At 42.7% G+C, this 21,827-nt stretch carries 15 protein-coding genes; 5 read left to right on the top strand and 10 right to left on the bottom strand.

The window, feature by feature from the left end; all coding sequences use genetic code 11:
- The first annotated feature begins 93 nt into the window (after window positions 1–93).
- Window positions 94–1,680, top strand: a complete 1,587-nt coding sequence (locus tag AB9K32_RS05580; RefSeq protein WP_369884615.1) for an NADP-dependent glyceraldehyde-3-phosphate dehydrogenase — start codon at window positions 94–96, stop codon at window positions 1,678–1,680.
- Between the two features lie 233 nt (window positions 1,681–1,913).
- Here the strand turns inward: AB9K32_RS05580 and leuB are convergent, their stop codons facing one another.
- The 5 genes from leuB to recG form a co-directional block, all read right to left on the bottom strand.
- On the bottom strand, window positions 1,914–2,972 hold the full coding sequence (gene leuB / locus AB9K32_RS05575) for a 3-isopropylmalate dehydrogenase (protein WP_369884614.1): 1,059 nt from the start codon (window positions 2,970–2,972) through the stop codon (window positions 1,914–1,916).
- A 15-nt stretch (window positions 2,973–2,987) separates the two neighbouring features.
- Window positions 2,988–4,505: an alpha-isopropylmalate synthase regulatory domain-containing protein gene (locus AB9K32_RS05570; protein ID WP_224836805.1), complete on the bottom strand. Its 1,518-nt coding sequence runs from the start codon at window positions 4,503–4,505 to the stop codon at window positions 2,988–2,990.
- A gap of 32 nt (window positions 4,506–4,537) precedes the next feature.
- Complete coding sequence (gene leuD / locus AB9K32_RS05565) at window positions 4,538–5,134, bottom strand: 3-isopropylmalate dehydratase small subunit (RefSeq protein ID WP_224836806.1); 597 nt, start codon at window positions 5,132–5,134, stop codon at window positions 4,538–4,540.
- A gap of 86 nt (window positions 5,135–5,220) precedes the next feature.
- On the bottom strand, window positions 5,221–6,633 hold the full coding sequence (gene leuC, locus AB9K32_RS05560) for a 3-isopropylmalate dehydratase large subunit (protein WP_252079845.1): 1,413 nt from the start codon (window positions 6,631–6,633) through the stop codon (window positions 5,221–5,223).
- Window positions 6,634–6,834: 201 nt separating this feature from the next.
- Window positions 6,835–8,940, bottom strand: coding sequence for an ATP-dependent DNA helicase RecG (gene recG / locus AB9K32_RS05555; RefSeq protein ID WP_369884613.1), 2,106 nt, complete (start codon window positions 8,938–8,940; stop codon window positions 6,835–6,837).
- Between the two features lie 46 nt (window positions 8,941–8,986).
- On the opposite strand from recG, the gene AB9K32_RS05550 reads away from it, so the two are divergent.
- A complete protein-coding gene (locus AB9K32_RS05550; RefSeq protein ID WP_369884612.1) occupies window positions 8,987–11,077 on the top strand; it encodes a M1 family metallopeptidase in 2,091 nt (696 codons plus the stop codon).
- Window positions 11,074–11,988: a patatin family protein gene (locus AB9K32_RS05545; RefSeq protein ID WP_224836810.1), complete on the top strand. Its 915-nt coding sequence runs from the start codon at window positions 11,074–11,076 to the stop codon at window positions 11,986–11,988. Before AB9K32_RS05550 ends, AB9K32_RS05545 begins: the two co-directional genes overlap by 4 nt.
- A 1-nt stretch (window position 11,989) precedes the next feature.
- On the opposite strand, the gene AB9K32_RS05540 is transcribed toward AB9K32_RS05545, so the two are convergent.
- From AB9K32_RS05540 to AB9K32_RS05520, 5 genes are all read right to left on the bottom strand, one after another.
- The gene (locus AB9K32_RS05540; RefSeq protein ID WP_369884611.1) at window positions 11,990–12,511 is read right to left on the bottom strand and encodes a hypothetical protein; all 522 of its coding nucleotides are present in this window, start codon (window positions 12,509–12,511) and stop codon (window positions 11,990–11,992) included.
- A gap of 74 nt (window positions 12,512–12,585) precedes the next feature.
- Window positions 12,586–13,359: a hypothetical protein gene (locus AB9K32_RS05535; RefSeq protein ID WP_224836812.1), complete on the bottom strand. Its 774-nt coding sequence runs from the start codon at window positions 13,357–13,359 to the stop codon at window positions 12,586–12,588.
- A 43-nt stretch (window positions 13,360–13,402) separates the two neighbouring features.
- Window positions 13,403–14,974 carry an FMN-binding glutamate synthase family protein gene (locus AB9K32_RS05530; protein ID WP_369884610.1) on the bottom strand — a complete coding sequence of 524 codons (1,572 nt, stop codon included), beginning with the start codon at window positions 14,972–14,974 and terminating at the stop codon, window positions 13,403–13,405.
- Between the two features lie 95 nt (window positions 14,975–15,069).
- Window positions 15,070–16,359 (bottom strand): amidohydrolase, encoded by a 1,290-nt coding sequence (locus tag AB9K32_RS05525; RefSeq protein ID WP_369884609.1) that lies wholly within the window; start codon window positions 16,357–16,359, stop codon window positions 15,070–15,072.
- Between the two features lie 11 nt (window positions 16,360–16,370).
- Entirely contained in the window at window positions 16,371–16,910 is a 540-nt protein-coding gene (locus tag AB9K32_RS05520) for a DsrE family protein (protein WP_369884608.1), read from the bottom strand.
- A 101-nt stretch (window positions 16,911–17,011) separates the two neighbouring features.
- Here AB9K32_RS05520 and AB9K32_RS05515 point away from each other — a divergent pair, with 101 nt between their 5' ends.
- A complete protein-coding gene (locus AB9K32_RS05515) occupies window positions 17,012–19,381 on the top strand; it encodes an ATP-dependent helicase (protein WP_224836816.1) in 2,370 nt (789 codons plus the stop codon).
- A gap of 141 nt (window positions 19,382–19,522) precedes the next feature.
- A complete protein-coding gene (locus tag AB9K32_RS05510; RefSeq protein ID WP_369884607.1) occupies window positions 19,523–21,745 on the top strand; it encodes a hypothetical protein in 2,223 nt (740 codons plus the stop codon).
- Window positions 21,746–21,827: the final 82 nt, after the last annotated feature.

Below are 21,827 nucleotides of genomic sequence, written 5' to 3'. Positions count from 1 at the left end.
GTAAAACTAAGTGTTCTTAGCTTTTTTTTATGCTAGATTTGTGTGGATGGGATGACAGATATAATACCGGAATTCAAATAAAAAGAACATTAAATGGCAACAAAAGCAATACCAGAAGCATTTCGAATTACTGAAGAAATTCATCAAAAAACATATTTGGTCAACGGGGAGTTGCGCAAATGGGATGGGGCAACCAGTTCCGTGATTTCCACGATATCCTCAACGGAGGAATATGCTCCGACCACATTGGGCAGTGTTCCCGATATGGGGGAGCCCGAAGCCTTGGAAGCATTAGATTCTGCCTTGAAGGCATATGATAGGGGTCAAGGTCTCTGGCCTACCATGAAGGTAAAAGATCGAATTGAATGCATGGAAACCTTTGTGAAGAAAATGGAGCAGAAGCGCGAGCAAGTGGTTAAGCTTTTGATGTGGGAAATTGGTAAATCCAAGCCCGATTCTTATAAGGAGTTTGATCGTACCGTAGAGTATATTTACGATACTATTGAGGATTACAAACAATTGGATAGGGATTGTGCCAAATTCCAGAAACATGATGGGGTGTACGCGCATATCCGAAGAGGGCCTCTTGGTGTGGTTTTATGTCTTGGGCCCTATAATTATCCCTTGAACGAAACTTTTGCTTTATTGATTCCAGCCATAATTATGGGGAACACCACCATTTTTAAGCCGGCAAAGCATGGGGTTTTATTGATCACGCCTCTTTTGGAGGCATTTCAGAGTAGTTTTCCCAAAGGAGTGGTAAATATACTTTTTGGTAGGGGCAGAGCCGTTGCGGCGCCCATAATGCAAACAGGCAAGGTAGATGTATTGGCACTGATAGGGAACAGCAAGTCGGCCAATGCTTTACAAGAGCAGCACCCTAAAAGCAATAGGTTGCGTTTGGTCTTGGGCTTGGAAGCCAAGAATCCGGCCATTGTACTTCCCGATGCCGAGTTGGATTTGACCATTAATGAGTGTATTTCGGGCACCTTGTCCTTCAATGGGCAGCGCTGTACCGCTCTAAAGGTAGTCTATGTCCACGATGAAGTAAAAGATGAGTTTTTAAAGCGATTTGCTGAAAAAGTAGATGGATTAAAATTCGGAAATCCTTGGGATGATGGTGTAAGTTTGACGCCACTTCCTGAGCCGGATAAACCAGCTTATATCCAAGAGTTGTTGGATGACGCGTTGTCGAAAGGTGCAAAAATCATCAACAAAAAAGGAGGGAAGCATTTTGATAATTATATTTGGCCAGCCGTATTATATCCGGTAACCAAGGACATGCGAGTGTACCAAGAAGAGCAGTTTGGGCCAATTATCCCAGTACTTTCATTCCAAGATATTGAAGAGCCTTTGGACGATATGGCGGAATCCAACTACGGACAGCAGGTAAGTTTGTTCGGTAAGGATGTGTATACGCTATCTCCGTTAATCGATACGTTGGCAAACTTGGTGTGCCGCGTAAACCTGAACAGTTCCTGTCAACGTGGGCCGGACGTATATCCGTTCACAGGGAGGAAGGATTCTGCACAATCTACATTAAGTGTTCACGATGCTTTGCGTTCGTTCTCCATCCGAACCTTTGTAGCATTTAAGGACAACAGTTTGAACAACCAGACCGTAGAACAATTAATGGAAGCCAAAGTGAGCAACTTTTTGAGTACGGACTATATTTTATAAAAAAGCATCGAGAACGGCAAAAAGTTCTAAGCAAAATAGAATTCTTGTCAACCTGAACTCGTTTCAGGTTCTCACTTAGATAGGAATACTAAAGTGATGAGATTCTGAAATAAATTCAGAATGACGCATCGTGATTGTGGAATAGTAAAAAAATAGTTGAAGATTAAATTTTTTATAAAAATAAGAAAGCCCCGAACCTCGGGGCTTTCTTTTTGGTTTTTATGTGGGGTTGATTAAATGTGTTCAGCCAACCAATTTCCAACTTCGCTGGTTTTGTAAGCTTTTCCACCATCGGCAAGATCTTCGGTCACAACTCCTTCGGCCAAGGACTTGTTCACTACTTCGCGAATAGCTTCAGCTTCGTCCTTAAGTCCAAATGCCGTTTCAAACATCATTGCTGCAGAAAGTACGGTGGCCAAAGGATTGGCAATGTCTTTTCCGGCAGCTTGCGGATAAGAACCGTGGATAGGTTCGAACAAAGATGTTTTTTCGCCCAATGATGCAGAAGGCATCAATCCCATAGATCCTGAAATCACCGAAGCTTCATCCGTTAAAATATCACCAAACAAGTTTTCTGTAATCAGTACGTCATAAGCACTTGGCCATTGCACCAAACGCATGGCCACGGCATCCACAAATTCATAGGATACTTCCACTTCTGGATAGTCCTTTTCCAATTTCTGAACTGTTTCCCTCCACAAACGCGAAGTTTCCAAAACGTTGGCCTTGTCCACGCAACAAAGCTTTTTGGAACGTTGCATCGCCATTTCAAAGCCTTTTTTGGCCAGGCGCTCCACTTCGGCACGTGTATAGGTGCAAGTATCGTAAGCAGTATTGTTGTTGTCTTCGCGACCTCGTTTTCCAAAGTAGATGCCTCCGGTCAATTCTCGAAGAAACACTAGATCAGTTCCTTCGATACGCTCTCTTTTCAATGGTGATTTGTCTATCAGTGATGGAAAGGTGAAAGTTGGTCTAACATTGGCGAACAATCCCAATTTTTGACGCATTTTCAACAAGCCTTGCTCAGGCCGTACCTTGGCGGAAGGGTCATTGTCAAAACGCGGATGACCAATGGCGCCAAAAAGAACGGCATCGGCTGCAACACAGGCTTCGTGGGTTTCGTCCGGGTAAGGTTCGCTAACGGCATCAATCGCTGCGGCACCTGTTAGGGCAGGGGTCCAGCTTATTTCGTGACCGAATTTTGCGGCTACGGCATCTGATACTTTTACGGCTTGATCAATTACTTCGGGGCCAATTCCATCTCCGGCCAAGAGCGCTATGTTTAGTTTCATTCTATTGATTATCTATTATACTAAATTCAACATTTTCTCCGTGGCCTTGATGGCAGATACCGTTTGGTCTGAATCGAGCCCACGGGTAGTAAAGTCTTTTTCTTTGGTCTGCCAAGTGATGATGGTCTCGCAAAGAGCATCTGAGTTACTGCCCGGAGGTATGCGTACAGCATAATCCACTAATTTGGGCAATCCCCTTCCTTCTTTTTTATACACCTTTTTCAATGCATTGATAAAAGCATCAAATTGTCCATCGCCCTGGGCATTTTCCTCATAGGTCTTCCCTTCGATTTCTATGGAAAGGGTAGTGGAAGGTTTTAAACCTTTGGAATGTGTCAGTACGTACGATTTCACAAAAACCTTTTGTTGGTGGAGATCGCTATCGAGAACATCTGAAATGATATAAGGGAGGTCATCTTTGGTGACGCGTTCTTTTTTGTCGCCAAGCTCGATGATTCGCTCCGTGACTTTTTTCAGTTCGTCATCGTTCAAGGTCAGTCCAAGCTCTTGAAGGTTCTTTTGAATATTGGCTTTTCCTGAGGTTTTGCCTAGGGCATATTTGCGTTTTCTACCAAAACGTTCGGGTAATAGGTCATTAAAGTAAAGATTCTTTTTACTGTCGCCATCTGCATGTATGCCAGCAGTTTGTGTAAATACGTTGTCTCCAACAATAGGTTTGTTGTCAGGTATGCCGAAACCGGTAAAGGCAGACACCAATTTACTTACTTTGTATAGGGATGATTCCTTTACACCAATCTTGATCTCCGGCAAAAAATCGTTGATTACCGCCACGGCGCTAGCCAAAGGAGCATTGCCTGCACGTTCTCCCATTCCATTAACAGTTAGGTGAAGTCCGTGGGCACCAGCTTTCAACGCTTCCATCACGTTCGCTACACTCAAATCGTAATCGTTATGTCCATGAAAATCAAAATGGGTGTTTGGATACCTTTCAATTATTTCCTTGAAAAACGCGCCGGTTTCCGTATGGGTCAATACCCCCAAGGTATCTGGAAGCAGAACTCGCTTGATGGGTTGTTGGGTCAAGAAATCCAAAAACTGAAACACATAGTCTTTGGAATTTCGCATTCCATTGCTCCAATCCTCCAGATACACATTGGTTTCAATGCCCAATTCTTTAGCTTTTTCAATTACTGATTGAATTTCACTAAAGTGCTGTTCTGGAGTCTTTTTGAGTTGATGGGTTAAATGGTTTAATGAACCCTTTGTTAGCAAGTTCTGAACTTTTGCCCCGGATTCTTGCATCCATTTAAGGGACACCCCTTTATCCACGAAGGTCAAAACCTCCACTTTGGAGATATAACCTTCTGCAGCCGCCCAATCTGTAATATTTTTAACCGCCTGTAGTTCTCCTTCTGAAACACGGGCAGAGGCCACCTCAATACGGTCTACTTTGAGTTCTTCCAGCAGGAGTTTGGCCAAGGTGAGTTTTTCCGAGGCCGAAAAGGAAACCCCAGAGGTTTGTTCACCATCCCGTAGGGTGGTGTCCATTATTTCTATGGTGCGTGCTTTCATTTTTTAATGCCGTAGTGTTCCAGACGGATGGGTTATAAAGGCGTGCTTTCAGCGTATTTCTCAATATCTCTTTGGATGTTCAACAAATAGTCGATATCATCAAAACCATTGAGCATATTGTCTTTTTTGTAATTGTTGATGTCGAAATTTTCATTTTCACCAGAAGCCAAAATGGTAATTTTTTGTTCCGGGAGATTTACCTCTAACTCGGTTTTTGGGTCGGCCTCAATGGCCTTGAAAATTTTATCCAAGAACTCTGGGCTCACCTGAACGGGAAGCACTCCAATGTTCAAACAGTTATTCCTAAAGATATCGGCAAAAAAACTGGACACCACACAACGGAAGCCGTAATCGTATACCGCCCATGCTGCGTGCTCCCTAGAGGAACCGGAACCAAAGTTTTTTCCTCCTACCAATATTTTGCCAGAATAAATAGGATTGTTGAGTACAAATTGTTCTTTGGGTGTGTCATCAGAATTATATCTCCAATCACGGAACAAATTGTCCCCGAAACCTTTACGCTCGGTAGCTTTTAGGAATCGTGCGGGGATGATCTGGTCCGTATCCACATTCTCAATAGGTAATGGTACCGCGGAACTTGTTAGTATGTTGAATTTATCGTATGCCATTTTTCTTTCAATTATCAGTTTCAATCTTCAATTACCAATGGATTGTTCATTGATAATTGTTTATTGCTCATTGTAAATTTTTATTATTAAGCTAAAACTTCTTCTTGCATTAATTCCCTTGGGTCGGTTACTTTTCCGGTAACAGCTGCTGCTGCGGCCACCAAAGGACTTGCCAACAAGGTACGGGCTCCTGGCCCTTGTCGCCCCTCAAAGTTTCTGTTTGAGGTGCTTACCGCATATTTGCCAGCGGGAATCTTATCATCGTTCATGGCCAAGCAAGCAGAACAGCCGGGCTCTCTCAATTCAAATCCGGCTTCGGTCAAAATATCCAAGATGCCTTCTTCTCTGATAGCTTCTTCCACTTTGTGTGAACCGGGAACCAACCAAGCGGTCACGTTGTCCGCTTTTTTCCTTCCTTTGATGATGGAAGCGAAAGCTCTAAAATCTTCAATCCTACCGTTGGTACAGCTTCCAAGGAACACAAAATCAATGGGTTTGCCCACCATAGCCTCACCTTCATTATAGTCCATATATTCCAAGGATTTTTTGTAGGTGGCAGCTGAGCCATCAATACTTGCAGCGGTAGGAATGTCCTTGCTAATTCCGATGCCCATTCCCGGATTGGTGCCAAAAGTGATCATGGGTTCTATCTCGCTGGCATCAAAAGTAATTTCTTTGTCGAACTCTGCATCGTCATCAGAATATAGAGTACTCCAGTAGTCCATGGCCGTATCCCAATCCTTACCTTTTGGGGTGTACTCTCTTCCTTTAATGTACTCAAATGTGGTTTCGTCAGGGGCGATCATACCTCCGCGCGCGCCCATTTCAATACTCAGGTTGCAGACCGTCATACGACCTTCCATCGACATATTTTTGAAAACATCGCCAGCATATTCGGCAAAATAGCCGGTGGCGCCGGATGTGGATAATTTGGAAATGATGAAAAGCGCCACATCTTTTGGTGTTACGGCTTTGCTCAATTCTCCATTTATATTGATGCGTAAACTTTTGGGTTTTGGTTGCATGATGCACTGCGTGGACAGTACCATTTCCACTTCACTGGTCCCGATGCCAAAAGCGATGGCGCCAAAGGCCCCGTGCGTTGAAGTGTGGGAATCCCCACAAACAATCGTTGCCCCGGGCAGTGTTATTCCATTTTCCGGACCAATTACGTGTACGATTCCGTTTTTCTCATGACCCAGTCCCCAGTAGGGGATACCGTGTGCATTGGCATTCTCTTCCAAAGCCTTTAACTGATTTGCGGACAAGGGGTCCTTAACGGGCAAGTGTTGGTTTCGGGTAGGGGTGTTGTGATCGGCGGTTGCAAAGGTGCGTTCCGGGTATAACACTTTTATTCCTCTATTTTTTAAGCCTAAAAAGGCTACGGGGCTCGTTACTTCGTGAACTAGGTGCCTATCTATAAAAAGTACATCCGGGCCATTCTCGATATGTTTTACCACATGCGAATCCCAAACCTTATCAAATAATGTCTTGCTCATTGTGTCATCGATATTTTGTAAGCCTACGAAGTTAAAAATTGTGTGTAGAAATGAATTTTGGTCAGTACTAAAATTACGATGTTCAACCGCTATTTCAATGAGCTGTTTTTAAATTGACTAAATCTAACGAATTGATTTTTAGTTTGTAACGAAGAGATTGGCAGGATTGTGCAATTTGTTGATTACAAACCTAAATCGCTGTTAACTAATATAATTCCAAATGGTTTTGTTGGCCATCATTTTGGAATAGGCGTTTAAAATAGGTGCATTTTCCACTTTTTCCAGTCTAGGGTCGTCTTTCAGTAATTGAATGGCATGGTAACGGGCTGTTTTCAGGATTTGATTGTCTTTCACAATATCAGCAATCTTAAGATTGAGCATACCGCTTTGTTGCGTACCCATTAAGTCGCCGGGGCCACGGAGTTTAAGGTCGACCTCCGCAATCTCAAAACCATCATTGGTGCGCACCATGGTCTGTAAACGGGTCTTGGAATCCTCGGAAAGTTTGTTGCCCGTCATTAAAATACAAAAGCTTTGTTCGGCACCTCGGCCTACACGCCCTCGAAGCTGGTGCAATTGGGAAAGGCCGAAACGTTCAGCACTTTCAATGATCATTACAGAGGCATTGGGTACGTTTACACCTACCTCGATTACCGTTGTAGCAATCATGATCTGGGTTTCTCCTTTAACAAAACGTTCCATTTCATAGTCCTTGTCGGCAGGCTTCATTTTACCGTGCACTATTGAAATTTGATACTCGGGCTGCGGGAAATCACGAACAATACTTTCATATCCGTCCATTAAGTCCTTGTAATCCAAAGCTTCGGACTCTTGGATCAGTGGGTATACTACATAAATTTGTCGCCCTTTTTTAATCTCATCTTTGATGAACCTAAATACTTTCAAGCGGTTACTGTCAAAGCGATGTACTGTTTTAATGGGTTTTCGGCCAGGAGGGAGTTCATCAATTACCGAGATGTCCAAATCCCCGTACAGACTCATGGCCAAGGTTCTCGGGATCGGAGTCGCAGTCATCACCAAAATGTGAGGGGGCGTCTGATTTTTATGCCAAAGCTTGGAGCGTTGCGCCACGCCAAAACGGTGTTGTTCGTCCACGATGGCCAAGCCGAGGTTTTTAAACTGGACTTTATCCTCCAAAACCGCGTGGGTGCCTACCAAAATGTTCAAGTTCCCATTTTCCAGTTGATTGTGAAGCAGAGTGCGTTCGGATTTCTTGGTGGAACCTGTCAATAGGGCAATTTTAACGTCCATGTTTTCCAACAGTTCTTTGAGTCCGTTGTAGTGTTGTGTCGCCAAAATCTCTGTTGGGGCCATCAAGCAGGCTTGAAAACCATTGTCAATCGCCAATAACATGCACATCAATGCCACAATGGTTTTTCCTGAACCCACATCACCCTGTAAAAGTCGGTTCATTTGGGCGTTGCTGCCCAAATCGTTCCGGATTTCCTTAATGACCCTTTTCTGGGCGTTGGTCAATTCAAAAGGAAGATGGTTCTCAAAAAACTCGGTAAACCTTTCACCTACGGCTTCAAAAGGCATTCCTTTGATTTTTTTCTTGCGGAGCATTTTTTTGGAAATGAGCTGTAATTGCACAAAAAACAACTCTTCAAACTTTAACCGAAACTGTGCTTTGGCAAGGAGCTCCTGGTTTTTCGGAAAATGTATATTAAAAAGAGCGGAACTTTTCGATATCAACTTCAGTTCATCTAGAATACCGGGCGACAAAGATTCTTGAAACTTGCCCCCGCATTCCAAAAACAATTGTTGGATCATTTTGCCCAGTTCGCGGTTGGTAATACCCTTATTACTTAATTTTTCTGTGGAAGGATAAATGGGCTGCATGGTCAATTTTACACCCTGCTCATGCTTTTGCAAGGTTTCCATTTCGGGGTGTGGCATGGAGAATGTACTTCCATATTTGTTCACTCTACCAAAAACCACGTAGGGCTCGTTCAATTTTAAATTTTCCCTGATCCATTTATGGCCCCGGAACCAGACCAGTTCCATTTGTCCGGTTTCATCCACAAAAGTGGCTACCAAACGCTTTCCACGTTTTTGCTCTACGGTTTTTATATGCACAATTTTACCCACTACTTGTACATCGGCACCGCTGGGTTGCAATTGATTGATCTTGTAGTAGCTCGTCTTGTCCAAATAGCGATTGGGGAACAGGTGTAGCAGGTCCCTAAAGGTCTCAATCCCCAATTCGGTCTTTAGGGTATCGGCCCGATTGGGACCGACACCTTTTAAATAGGCGATGGGAGTTTGTAGAAAATTGGGATTCATCGAACTAAAATATGTATTTTGGATAGACTTTTGATAAGATGATGGTATGAAGCTGAGCCCCGTAATCGTTTTTTTCTTGTTTTCACAGTTTTTGTCCGCTCAGATCCAGGATAAAGTGGATTTTCTGCGAGCCGATATTTTAATTGAGCCCACACCTGTCGATAAACAGATAAAGGGTTGTGTTTCTTATCATTTTAATGTGCTCGAGGATGTGGATTCCGTTTTTTTTGATGCTGTGAGCATGGATTTTTTTAATGTTTCTTTTGATGGTGTAAAAATCGATTTCGATTACAATGGCAAGAGAATTATGATCAAAAACGAAATGAAAGAAGGGGAGAACCATATCGTTTCCATGGATTATGTGGCAAAACCTGAACAAACGGTATATTTTCTAGGTTGGGACGATACCGTAGATGGCAATGAACAGGTATGGACGCAAGGGCAGGGCAAGTACACCAGTCATTGGTTGCCCAGTTTTGATGATATGACCGAAAAGGTAGAGTTTGATCTTAAAATCATTTTAAGAGAGGATTATACCGTAATCGCCAACGGTAATCTTCTCAAGAAGGAAACATTGACCAATTCCAACGGATATATGTGGCAGTTTGATATGGAGAAGCCCATGAGCAGTTATTTGATCGGTTTTGCCATTGGTAACTATAAGATGGAAACCATGGAATCATCCTCCGGAATCCCCATGGAACTCTATTATGAGCCTAAGGATAGCCTTAATGCGGAACCAACTTATCGGTACAGTAAGCGCATATTCGATTTTTTGGAAAACCGAATTGGCGTGGCCTATCCTTGGCAAAATTACAAGCAGGTGCCTGTTCACGATTTTCTGTACGCTGGGATGGAAAACACAACGTGCACAATTTTTTCAAATCAATATGTTGTGGATTCAACTGCTTTTGTGGATAAAAACTATGTTAACGTTAATGCCCACGAACTCGCCCATCAATGGTTTGGCAATTTGGTAACGGAGACCAGTAGCGAACATCATTGGCTGCACGAGGGGTTTGCTACATTTTATGCCTATTTAGCAGAAAAACACATTTTTGGCGATGATCACTATTATTGGAAATTGTTGGGGACCGCAGAAGCCTTGAAAAGCTTTTCGGAAGAGGATCAGGGCGAGGCGCTTTGGAATCCGAATGCAGGGAGTCTTACCTTCTATGAAAAAGGAGCATGGACATTGGTTATGCTTCAAGAGCGGGTAGGGAAGATGGCCTTTAAAAAAGGAGTGCGCAAATATCTGAACAAATTCGCCTTTAAAAATGTGACCATACCCAATTTTATAGAAGAAATGGAAGAGGAATCGGGCACTGATCTTTCGGATTTTGAAGCATTGTGGTTGGAAAACCCGGATTTCCCCTTTGAAGAAGTCATTATGTTTTTGAAAGATAGAAACAGCTCAATCAGAACGTATTTTGAACTTAACAAACAGATAGCCCAAGAACCGGAGGGCACCGAGGAAATTTTGGTAAGAAACTGGAGCACTTTATCTTCAATCCACTTAAAGGAAAACCTTATTTTAGATTATGGAGAAGCAATGCCAACTCAATTATTAAGTGAAATTATAGCTTCCGAAGATATAAAGGCAAGACAGGCCGTGGTACTTTCCTTAAATAAAATACCACCGGAGCTAAGGGTGAGTATTGAGAATCTTTTGCGAGATAAAAGTTATACGACCATTGAAGCTGCCCTGTACCGTTTATGGACTGATTTCCCGGAGCACAGAACCAAATATCTTGATGAAACGGATGGAATTAAGGGCTTTCCCAACAAGAATATTCGAATACTATGGTTAACGTTGGCCTTGGTAACTCCCGAATACAGGCCGGACACCAAAGCAAACTATTTTAACGAGTTAAGCGAATTAACGGGAGCTGAACATTATTTCGAGACCCGTATGATGGCTTTCCAGTATTTAAAAAATATCGGTGGATTTAACGATATGGTACTGAAAAACCTGATAGAAGCATGCGGACATCATGTTTGGCATTTTAAAAAATCGGCCAGAAGCCTCTTAAAGGAGTTTCTGCAGTCCGACGAAAATACGGCAAGGATTAAACGCATATACCCTTTGCTAAGTCAGCAAGAAAAACAATATTTGGAAAAAACTATAGGTGAATGAGGGCATTGGTGATTTCGGGAGGAGGTAGCAAAGGAGCCTTTGCGGGCGGTGTTGCCCAGTTTTTGATCCAAGAGGCCAAGCACGAGTACGATCTGTTCGTCGGCACCTCCACTGGCAGCTTGTTGATTTCCCATTTGGCGCTGAACAAACTGGATAAGATCAAGAATATTTATTCCAATGTGAACCAGGATAGCATCTTCAATAATTGTCCGTTTATCATCAAGAAAAAACACGGTGTAGAGATCATAGCCATAAACCATTGGAACGTGATTCGAAATTTTATTAAGGGGAAAAAGACCTTCGGAGAAAGCGAAAATCTTAGAAAATTGATACGACGCTCTATAACCGAGGACGAGTTTAATGAGTTAAAACATGGTAATACGGACGTAGTGGTCACGGTGTCCAACCTATCCTTGAACCAAGTGGAATATAAGTCGATTAACGATTGTACTTACGAAGAATTTTGTGACTGGATTTGGATCTCTTCCAACTATACGCCGTTTATGAGTTTAGTGAAGAAGAACGGATGTGAGTATGCAGATGGTGGATTGGGCTCATTGGTACCCATTGAAGAGGCCTTAAATCGTGGCGCCACGGAGGTTGATGTTGTTGTGCTTCATACCGAAGTAAATCATTTGAACCGCATGTCCTCCAAAAACCCCTTTGATCTGATCACTACCATTTTTGGGTTTATGCTGGATCGGATAGAAAATCAAAATATTAGAATAGGAAAATTGGTGGCGAATCAAAAAAATGCCATTATCAATTTTTACTATACACCTACCGTTCTCACCACAAACTCCTTGGTGTTCAATAAGGACCGAATGACCTTGTGGTGGAAACGGGGATATTTATATGCCAAGAACAAGAACGATGAAACAAGCCCAATTGAGCCAGAAAAGCAGGAATAGCTTATTTCCAAAGATCGCTCACCTCTTTTTTAACATAGGCTAAAGCAGCGTTGGATGGGGATTCTTTCTCCATGGTCTGGTTAAGAATGTCCTCCCTAAGCTTGTCCGGAGAATCTGTCTCGCTCATTCCGGCCGATCGAATAATTTGAATGGTCGTATTTTTTGCAGTTTTGATAATGTTCCAGCAAGAATCGGACATGTATATCTGTTGGGACAGATTATGCTCAAATTCATTCTCGATTTGTTTGATCAATAGATTTTCGTAATCACTTTTGTGCTTGCCCTTGGGAGCGACCCGTACCACAAGATTGTTCAAGGTGATCCGCTCCAAGAATAGCGCCATACGTTCGTACGCCTGTAACCGGATGGGCAATGTTTCCTTTTGCGAATCTTTATGCAGTAAAAAACGTCTGCGCCCGTCTTCGTTTCGGGTGTGCAATCTAAAAAAGTAGAAGGCTACGGCACCGGTAACAACCGCCGGTAACAAATAAGCAAATAACTGAAGGATTTGATCTCCACTCATAAGGTAGTTTGGTTTTTGTTGATTTTACACTACCTACAACGCATCAAAATTCTAAAAAGTATTTTTTTAATAGGTTATTGCGCTGCCTTGGCGCTTTCTTTGGCCTGTGCGTAAAATGCTTTGTAGTTGGGCTGGAGCTTAATATTGATTCCTTCTTTGAAATTGCCATCTTTTGCAGAAATTGCAATGTTCTCTGCTGGGATTTCCGAATTCGTCACCAATTCCGTAGCTACCGATGCCACTTGATTGTACGTTGATCCAAATTCACCGGTAATGTTCAATCCCTCCACTTCGGCCTTAAAATTGGGGTTGCTTTTAATAATATTGGCTATTCCGGCCAACCAGGTTTTTCCCTCCGCTGTCAATTCGGACGATGTATCGGAGCCAAAAAGAACGTTTAAACTGCTACTAACGCTAATTATACCTCCTTCTACAGCTACTTTTGCATTTTCTCCCAAGGTTTGTTTTATCCGTGTCAAAGACACAATGGCAGTCGAGTCGTTGGCGGATATCATGTCATTGATACCACTAAGTTGCTTTTCTTTTCTAGCGAGGGCTGCCATGGCCTTGTTAACGTTTTCTGAGTTTTGTTTGGATAGTTCCGAAAAGTTGCTCAAGTTGCCCAAAAGGGTGGCATTGGCATCTCGTAAACTTGCATTTTCTGTTTTAAGGGCCTCGGCTTCGGCACTGCTGGATGATATTTCTCGTTTTGCCTTTGCCAATTCCTGTTCCACTTGAGAGATTCTACTTTTAAGGGTATCGATTTCGGCAAATAGTTCACTTTTTCGTTGAGAAAATGTACTTGTAGAAACAACTAAAAATAGGATTGGGAGTAAACTTTTTTTCATAAGTAGCGTAATTGTATATTTAAAATTATTTGGGTTTGGATCATTAAACTTTTTCCATTGCTGCTTTTCCACCAAGGTGCTCACATTCGTAAAATTCTTGCATGGAATTAAAAGGTACTTTCTCTTTTTGATATTTGTACACTCTTCTAATGTCGCTGCTAAGATAATCATCATCCACATTTACCTGGACATCTTCCATATTAAATTGACAAGGATGCTCGTAACCGGCAGCATGGGTAATTTCCAAAAATTCTTTTTTAAAAGTGTTAAAGTATTGTGCCAGCCTATCGGATTTTAAAGGGATATTGATCCCGCTCTGGCGCCATTTACTCTGTGTGGCGACACCAGCAGGGCACCTATTGGTATGGCATACCTGTGCCTGAATACATCCGATGCTCATCATGGCCTCTCGGGCAACATTAATGCAATCCGCACCCATGGCAAATGCCATTGCTGCTTTTCCAGGAAAGCCCAATTTTCCACTTCCGATAAACACGATCCTATCTGTTAATCCATGTTCCAGGAACAATTTGTACACCGATGAAAATCCGTAGGACCACGGTAGCGATACATGATCGGCAAAGCTCGGAGGGGCAGCTCCGGTTCCCCCTTCGCCACCATCAATGGTAATAAAGTCAGGGCCTTTGCCCGTTTTCTTCATCAAATCGGCAAGTTCTTGCCATTGGTCTATTTTCCCGATGGCGCCCTTAATTCCTACGGGCAATCCTGTTTCCTCGGCAATGGATTCAATAAAGTCCATTAACTCTGGAATTGTGGAAAATGCTTTGTGCGTAGGAGGGGAGATTACGTCCTTGCCAACCTCAACACCTCGGATTTCAGCTAGTTCCGGGGTAATCTTAGATCCTGGCAGAACACCCCCTTTTCCGGGTTTGGCACCTTGCGAAAGTTTTATTTCTATAGCTTTGATACAGGGGTTTTCATCTACCAAAATTTTAAGTTTTTCCATGGAAAACCCACCATCTTTTGAGCGGACACCAAAATATCCTGTCCCAAAATGAAAAATAACGTCCCCTCCTTGTTTGTGATAGGGGGATAGGCCGCCTTCTCCAGTATTATGGTAGGCTCCGCACTTTTCCACACCGCGGTTCAAAGATTCGATGGCAGCGGCGGACAAAGAACCAAAACTCATGGCCGAAACATTGATAATGGACGCGGGTCGATAGGGTTTTCTTCGTTTATTATGGGCACCCATCACTTTGGCGCAGGGTAAAAAGTAGGGATGCGCGTGGTTTGGATGGTTTTCCGGCATTTGGAAACCGATCATCGCATTCTTTATAAAAATATGTTGATGTTTGTAGATGTCCCTATCGGTGCCAAAGCCTTCATAATTATTTTCTTTTTTTGCCGAAGCATAGATCCAGCTACGTTCAATCCGGTTAAAAGGCAGTTCTTCCCTATTGTTGGCCACAAAATACTGTCGCATTTCCGGACCTATACTTTCGAGCCAATACCGTAAATGTCCAACTATAGGGTAATTGTGACTGATCGTATGGGCTTTCTGAAGAAAAATGTCCCGAATAGCGACCAAAACCAGAAATAGTAATACCCAAGCCCACCAGGGCAATCCGGCAAAAAAATCAAGAAATGCTTCCATTGACGTCGTATAATGTATAGTTACAAATATGAAGCCCCAATATTCAATTTCCAAATGTTGGTGAATATTGGGACTTGTTTAATTATAATCGAATATTATTTGCTTCTGTCCAGGTAATCCAGTGCAATTTCAGTCATGGCCTTAACGCCCAATTGAAGTCCGCTATCATCAATTTTAAAATCTGGGGTATGATGGGGAAAGTGTTCGTCTGGGCCGGCATTGGGATCTTTTCCACCCAAAATATAAAAGAAGCCGGGTATTTTTTCCTGATAAAAAGAAAAATCCTCAGCTCCTGTAATTGCTTTGATCAAGTGTACATTTTCTGTACCCGCTACTTCTTGAAGGCTGGAGAGTGAGCTTGCGGTAAGGTCTGGGTCATTGTAAGTGATTGGCACACCTTTGGCTATTTCCACTGTGGCTTCGGCTCTGTAGGCTTTGGCGATGGTCTCTGCCATTTCCTTCATTCTTGTATTTACCTGCTTTTGCATATCGTAATCCAACGTTCGGATGGTTCCAACCAATTCGGCACTTTCCGGAATGATATTGTTACGAACACCACCGGAAATCTTTCCTACCGTGATTACGGCCGCCTCCTTGGTCAATTCCAATTCTCGGCTAATAATGGATTGAAAGCCATCTACTATTTTGGAAGCCACATAAATGGGATCTACACCGCCCCAAGGTTGTGAGCCGTGCGATTGTTTTCCTTTTATCTTTACAACAAAACGCTGTGCTGCTGCCAAAGCGCCTCCTGGTTTATATGCAATATGGCCAACAGGCAGGTAGGAACCAATGTGCAAACCATAAATGGCATCCACATTGGGGTTTTCGAGAACTCCCTCTTTCACCATAAGTTCTGCGCCACCTTCTTCTCCCGGAGGGGCACCTTCTTCGGCCGGTTGGAATATAAATTTGATGGTTCCATGAATTTTGTCCTTATTGTTGGATAAGACTTCAGCTACCCCCATCATAATTGCGATATGGGTGTCGTGCCCACAAGCGTGCATCACCCCGACTTCCTGTCCCAAAAATTCCGAGGTGACTTCAGATCTGTAGGGAAGATCGTTTCTTTCGGTAACAGGCAGCGCATCGATATCAGCCCTAAGGGCCACTACTTTACCCGGATGGTCCCCTTTTAAAAGTCCTACAACACCAGTATGTGCGATTCCGGTCTGAACATCGATGCCTAAGGATTTTAGATGTTTGGCAATTTTTTCGGCGGTTTTAAACTCCCGGTTGCTCAGTTCCGGATTTTGATGAAAATCACGGCGCCATTCAATTACCTTGGATTCAATAGCGGCAATGTCCTTTTCGAGCCCATGGTCCTGGGCATACATGGTTAAACTTGCGGAACATAGCGCAAGTGGCAGTAGTATTTTTTTCATAATAGGGCTGGTTATAGTTTAATTGGTCGGTACCCTTCGTTCTGCAGTAAGATATTGGCCGTCATCGCAGAGAGGGCAATCTTCACTCCAGGAATCAATTCTTCTTTAGGTAGTTCTCTGGTTTTTGAGGATTGACCACACATAATAACTTCCACACCGGCATCCAATAAACTTTTAACAAGTTCAAGGTTCGGGTTGGCTGCTTCATACCTTTTTTTGTAGGCTTCGTTCGTTAATAAGTTTCTTGCGGCAGTTCCGTGGACTATTAGTGCTGCTTTTATTTGAGAAACCGGTACGCCGCTCTGGGCATGCATGTTTAAAAAACGCGCAACCGTATTGATATTTCGATTTAATTCGGTATCCGACTCAGGCCCATCCTTTACATCAAAAGCTACTTTGAATTCCTGTGTTGTATCGGTCACAAAATCAGGATTGTCTATTTCCCATACCGCACCATAATCTTCAATGATCGGGCCGGCCTTGGTAGATTGGGAATATCCATAAAATGTAAATAGAATTAAAACGAACAGGGGTAATCTTTGAAAATTCATTAGCAAAATAAGTTGAGTTGTTAAATATATTCAAAATTACATCCAATTCCGAAAACACTGTTTATAAAAATTGAAAGCTAGATTTTAGCAAAAGATCATTTATGGCTAATTTCACACCTACTTTTAAAAGCTTCTGGCCCTTGAGTAATTTTATAGATGAATTGAACGATGCGCAGCGGGCCCCCGTACTGCACAAAGATGGACCATTAATGGTAATTGCCGGTGCCGGTTCAGGAAAGACCCGAGTGCTTACCTACAGGATCGCCCACCTAATGGAACAGGGGGTGGACTCTTTTAATATTTTGGCACTGACCTTTACCAATAAGGCGGCTCGCGAAATGAAAAAGCGGATTGCGACCATAGTTGGGAACTCCGAGACCAAAAACTTATGGATGGGGACGTTCCACTCCGTTTTTGCCAAATTATTGCGATATGATGGCGATAAACTTGGATTTCCGAGCAATTTTACCATATACGACACGCAAGATTCGCAACGTTTGATCGCATCGATTATTAAAGAAATGGGGCTGGATAAGGATATTTACAAATATAAGCAAGTCCAGAACCGAATTTCGTCCTATAAGAATAGTCTCATTACGGTAAAGGCCTATTTTCAAAATCCTGAGCTGATGGAGGCCGACGCCATGGCCAAACGGCCAAGGCTGGGAGAAATTTATCAAAATTATGTGGATCGCTGCTTTAAGGCCGGTGCTATGGATTTTGACGACCTGCTCTTGCGCACCAATGAGTTATTGACCCGCTTTCCCGAGGTGTTGATGAAATATCAGGACCGTTTTAGATATATTTTGGTAGATGAGTACCAAGATACCAACCACTCCCAGTATTTGATCGTAAAAGCACTTTCGGATAGGTATCAAAATATTTGCGTGGTAGGAGACGATGCGCAGAGTATCTATTCTTTCCGAGGAGCGAATATCAGCAACATCCTTAACTTTCAGCGCGATTACGACAATGTGGCCGTGTACCGTTTGGAGCAAAATTATAGATCTACCAAGAACATTGTAAATGCGGCCAACTCCATAATTGCGAACAACAAGAACCAGTTGGAGAAAAATGTATGGACCTCCAACGACGATGGTGGTCTCATAAAAATACATCGCAGCCCCACCGATGCAGAAGAAGGACGTTATGTGGCAGGATCCATTTTTGAGAACAAGATGCAGCATCAAATGCAAAATGGAGAATTTGCCGTGCTGTACCGGACCAATTCACAATCCAGGGCCATAGAGGATGCCCTAAGAAAACGGGATATTCCCTATCGAATTTATGGGGGCTTGTCTTTCTATCAAAGAAAGGAAATCAAGGACGTTTTGGCCTATTTACGGCTTGTCATCAATCCAAAAGACGAGGAAGCCCTAAAACGTGTTATCAACTTTCCTACAAGGGGAATTGGCCAGACAACTATCGATAAGCTTGTGGTCGCTGCCAACCATTACGGACGATCTATTTATGAGGTAATGGACAACCTGGATCGGCTCAACCTGAACATTAATGCCGGAACCAAGCGTAAACTGACGGATTTTGTTACCATGATCAAAAGTTTTCAGATCATGAACGAGGGGTCGGATGCGTTTGCCCTAGCCGAACATGTGTCCAAAAAAACAGGCTTGCTATTGGAGTTTAAAAAGGACGGTACCCCAGAAGGGATTGCCCGAATGGAGAATATTGAGGAACTCTTGAACGGAATCAAGGATTTTGTTGAAGGCCAAAAAGAAATTGCTGATGCTACGGGGAGTTTGACCGAGTTTTTGGAAGATGTAGCCCTGGCAACAGACATGGACAAAGATGTTGAGGATGACGATAGGGTGGCTTTAATGACCATCCATTTGGCAAAAGGACTGGAATTTCCGTATGTATATATTGTGGGGATGGAGGAAGATCTGTTTCCATCCGCGATGAGCATGAATACACGAAGTGAGCTTGAAGAGGAGAGAAGATTGTTCTATGTGGCACTCACCCGGGCCGAAAAACAGGCTTTCTTGACCTATACCCAAAACCGATACCGATGGGGTAAATTAATAGATGCCGAACCCAGTAGGTTTTTGGAGGAGATTGAGGAGAAATATGTAGAAAACCTGACTCCTGTAAACGATGGGTACCGATATAAATCCATGATCGATAAAAATATTTTTGGAGAGGTGGATAAAAGTAAACTTCGACAAATGAAACCGAAGAACGGTACCCCGCCAAGTGTGCAAAAACCCAACGAGGATCAGCTTAGAAAATTGAGAAAGCTGAAACCAGAGATATCTTCACCCACCAGTTCGGCCGATATAGACCCGGGAATAGTTGTAGGGGCCAGAGTGAACCATACCCGGTTCGGGAGAGGCAAAATATTGAATATCGAAGGTGTTGGCAACGATAGAAAAGCGGAAATCGGTTTTGATCAAGGTGGCATTAAAAAACTGCTGCTACGTTTTGCCAAATTGGAGGTGCTGGACAACGCTTGATCCAGTTTTGTACTTCGCGTTAAAAAGAACACCATTGATTTGTGGGTTTTTAAAGAATGACATAAAATTTGTGAGTGGATAAAATTGATTAAATTCAGAGCTTATATTTTGAATTTAACCACCAAACCAACCACTCGCCAGATGAAAAACCTCTTTTTAAAACCTGTTTTTTTAGCTGTTGCCCTACTTATTGTAATTTTATTCGGGGTTGCCGGTTATCACTATGCCATCGGGTATCCTGCCTGGGTCACGATGGTTTTGGGAATACTCATTGGAGCTGTTCTGCTGGTCATTATAAAACTACTGCTCAGTTGGCTGGTACCGTTGTTCAAAAAAATACCGCTTTCTTTTTTAACGTCGGTGTTGGCAGGTTTAATTGCACTGGTAATTATGAGGATGTACGCTTTTGGTTGGCCATCCCTACTGTTTTATAGTTTGGTGTTGTTTGGTCTTGTCTGTTTGATTTTATTCACAACGGGTATTTGGCAAATCATTCAAAAACAGAATGTGAAAGTAGGAGGTATTCTTGTCGTTTCGAGCTTTATACTAGTTGCTTTTGGATTTTATGGATTCAATTCTTTGGATGGTGACCCTTACTCGGAATCCACACAGGTAATTGATGGTGAAGGAATCACTACACTCAGCGATATGGGAATCGATGACCCTTCGACCAAGGGGAATTATGAAGTTGAAGTCTTTACATATGGCAGTGGAACGGATTCCAAAAGATTAGAATATGCGGAGGGGGCAAAAATAAAAACCCCTACCGTAGATGCATCTTTACTGCTACCAGAATGGAAGGGCAAAAAGAAAAAGTGGCGCGAAAAATATTGGGGTTTCGGTGTGGACAGTTTTCCGTTGAATGCCCGTGTGTATATGCCTAAAGGCACTGGGCCTTTCCCTATGGTTATGATGGTGCATGGGAACCACAGCATGCTCGACTATTCCGATGGAGGCTATGCCTACCTTGGGGAATTGCTGGCAAGCAGGGGAATTATTGGTGTTTCTGTAGATCAAAATTTTATCAATGGACACTGGTCCGGGGACTTTAGAGGAAAAGAAATGCCCGTTCGTGGTTGGTTATTGCTCAAACATTTGGAACAATGGAGCAAATGGAACCAAAACACTACATCGGGTTTGGCTGGTAAAGTGGATTTGGACAACGTCGTCCTTGTAGGACATTCCAGGGGAGGGGAGGCGGTATCCATTGCTGCTGCTTTTAACCAACTGGACAGATTTCCGGATAATGGTAATGAACAGTTCGATTTTGGATTTGGGATAAAAGGTGTGATCAGCATTGCTCCAACGGATTACAGGTACGATCGAGAGATTAGTTTGACCGACATTAATTATTTGTCCATTCAAGGAGCATACGACTCGGATGAAACCAGTTTCTGGGGTATGCGGCCATACCATCGTTTGCAGTTTTCGGAAGGTTTCGAAGGATTTAAGGCTGGGCTGTATATGAATCATGCAAATCACGGTCAGTTTAACTCCACTTGGGGCCGCTCGGACTTTGGAGCACCTATGAAATGGTTGCTCAACCTTACCCCATTGGTAACAGGAGAGGAACAGCGAAAAGTTGCCAAGGTATTTATTGGTGCTTTTGCCGAAGTTGTTCTTAAGAAGAACAAAAGTTATTTGCCAATGTTCAAGAATATGGAACTGATCCATAATTGGTTGCCTAAAGAAACTTATAGAATTCAGTATGCGGACAATTTTAAAAATGTTCTGGTGGATTTTGAAAGGGATTTGGACCTTTCCAATGGATTGGATGGTATAAAACTCAATGCCGAACATTTTAACATTTGGCGGGAAATGGAATTATTGGCCAGAGACGGTGGTAGTCAGCAAAACAATGCTTTGGTACTTGGGTGGAGACATAGTTCGGATATTCAAAGTGATTCAATTCCCGTTTATTCCATTGAGCTGCCGGAAGCATTGAAGAATTTTGGGGAAATGGATACTTTGGCACTTTCCTTGGCCATGGGCGATTTATCTGAATTGGCGATAAATGAAGAAGGAGAAGAGAGGAATTTGACTCCAAAAAGTGGTTTTAATTTTAGCATTATGCTTAAGGATAGTTTAGGAAATTCTGCTTCGGTTCCTTTGGCAGAGAACAATAAACTTCCGGGTGTGGTCAAAAGCAAGTTTACCAAGTTTGATTTTTTGGATAGGAATATGATAGGTGATGAATCCGAGACCCAATTAAAAAGCTGTTTTGTTCCGATCTCCTCTTTTTTAAAACAAAATAACAGTCTAAACATGAACAATCTGAAAAGCATTGATCTGGTTTTTGATAAAGATACCATGGGAGTTGTTATTTTGGATGACATCGGGTTTTATCAAAAAAGAATAGATTGATACTGGAACTACTGATCCTCCATTTCTGAAATGGTGTGATTATGAGATAGTGGACTTATGAAGAGAAACTTTTGATTTATGC

The sequence above is a fragment of the Allomuricauda sp. XS_ASV26 genome (assembly GCF_041224615.1).
Taxonomy (GTDB): domain Bacteria; phylum Bacteroidota; class Bacteroidia; order Flavobacteriales; family Flavobacteriaceae; genus Flagellimonas; species Flagellimonas alginolytica.
This window is presented reverse-complemented; position numbering and strand designations above follow the sequence as displayed.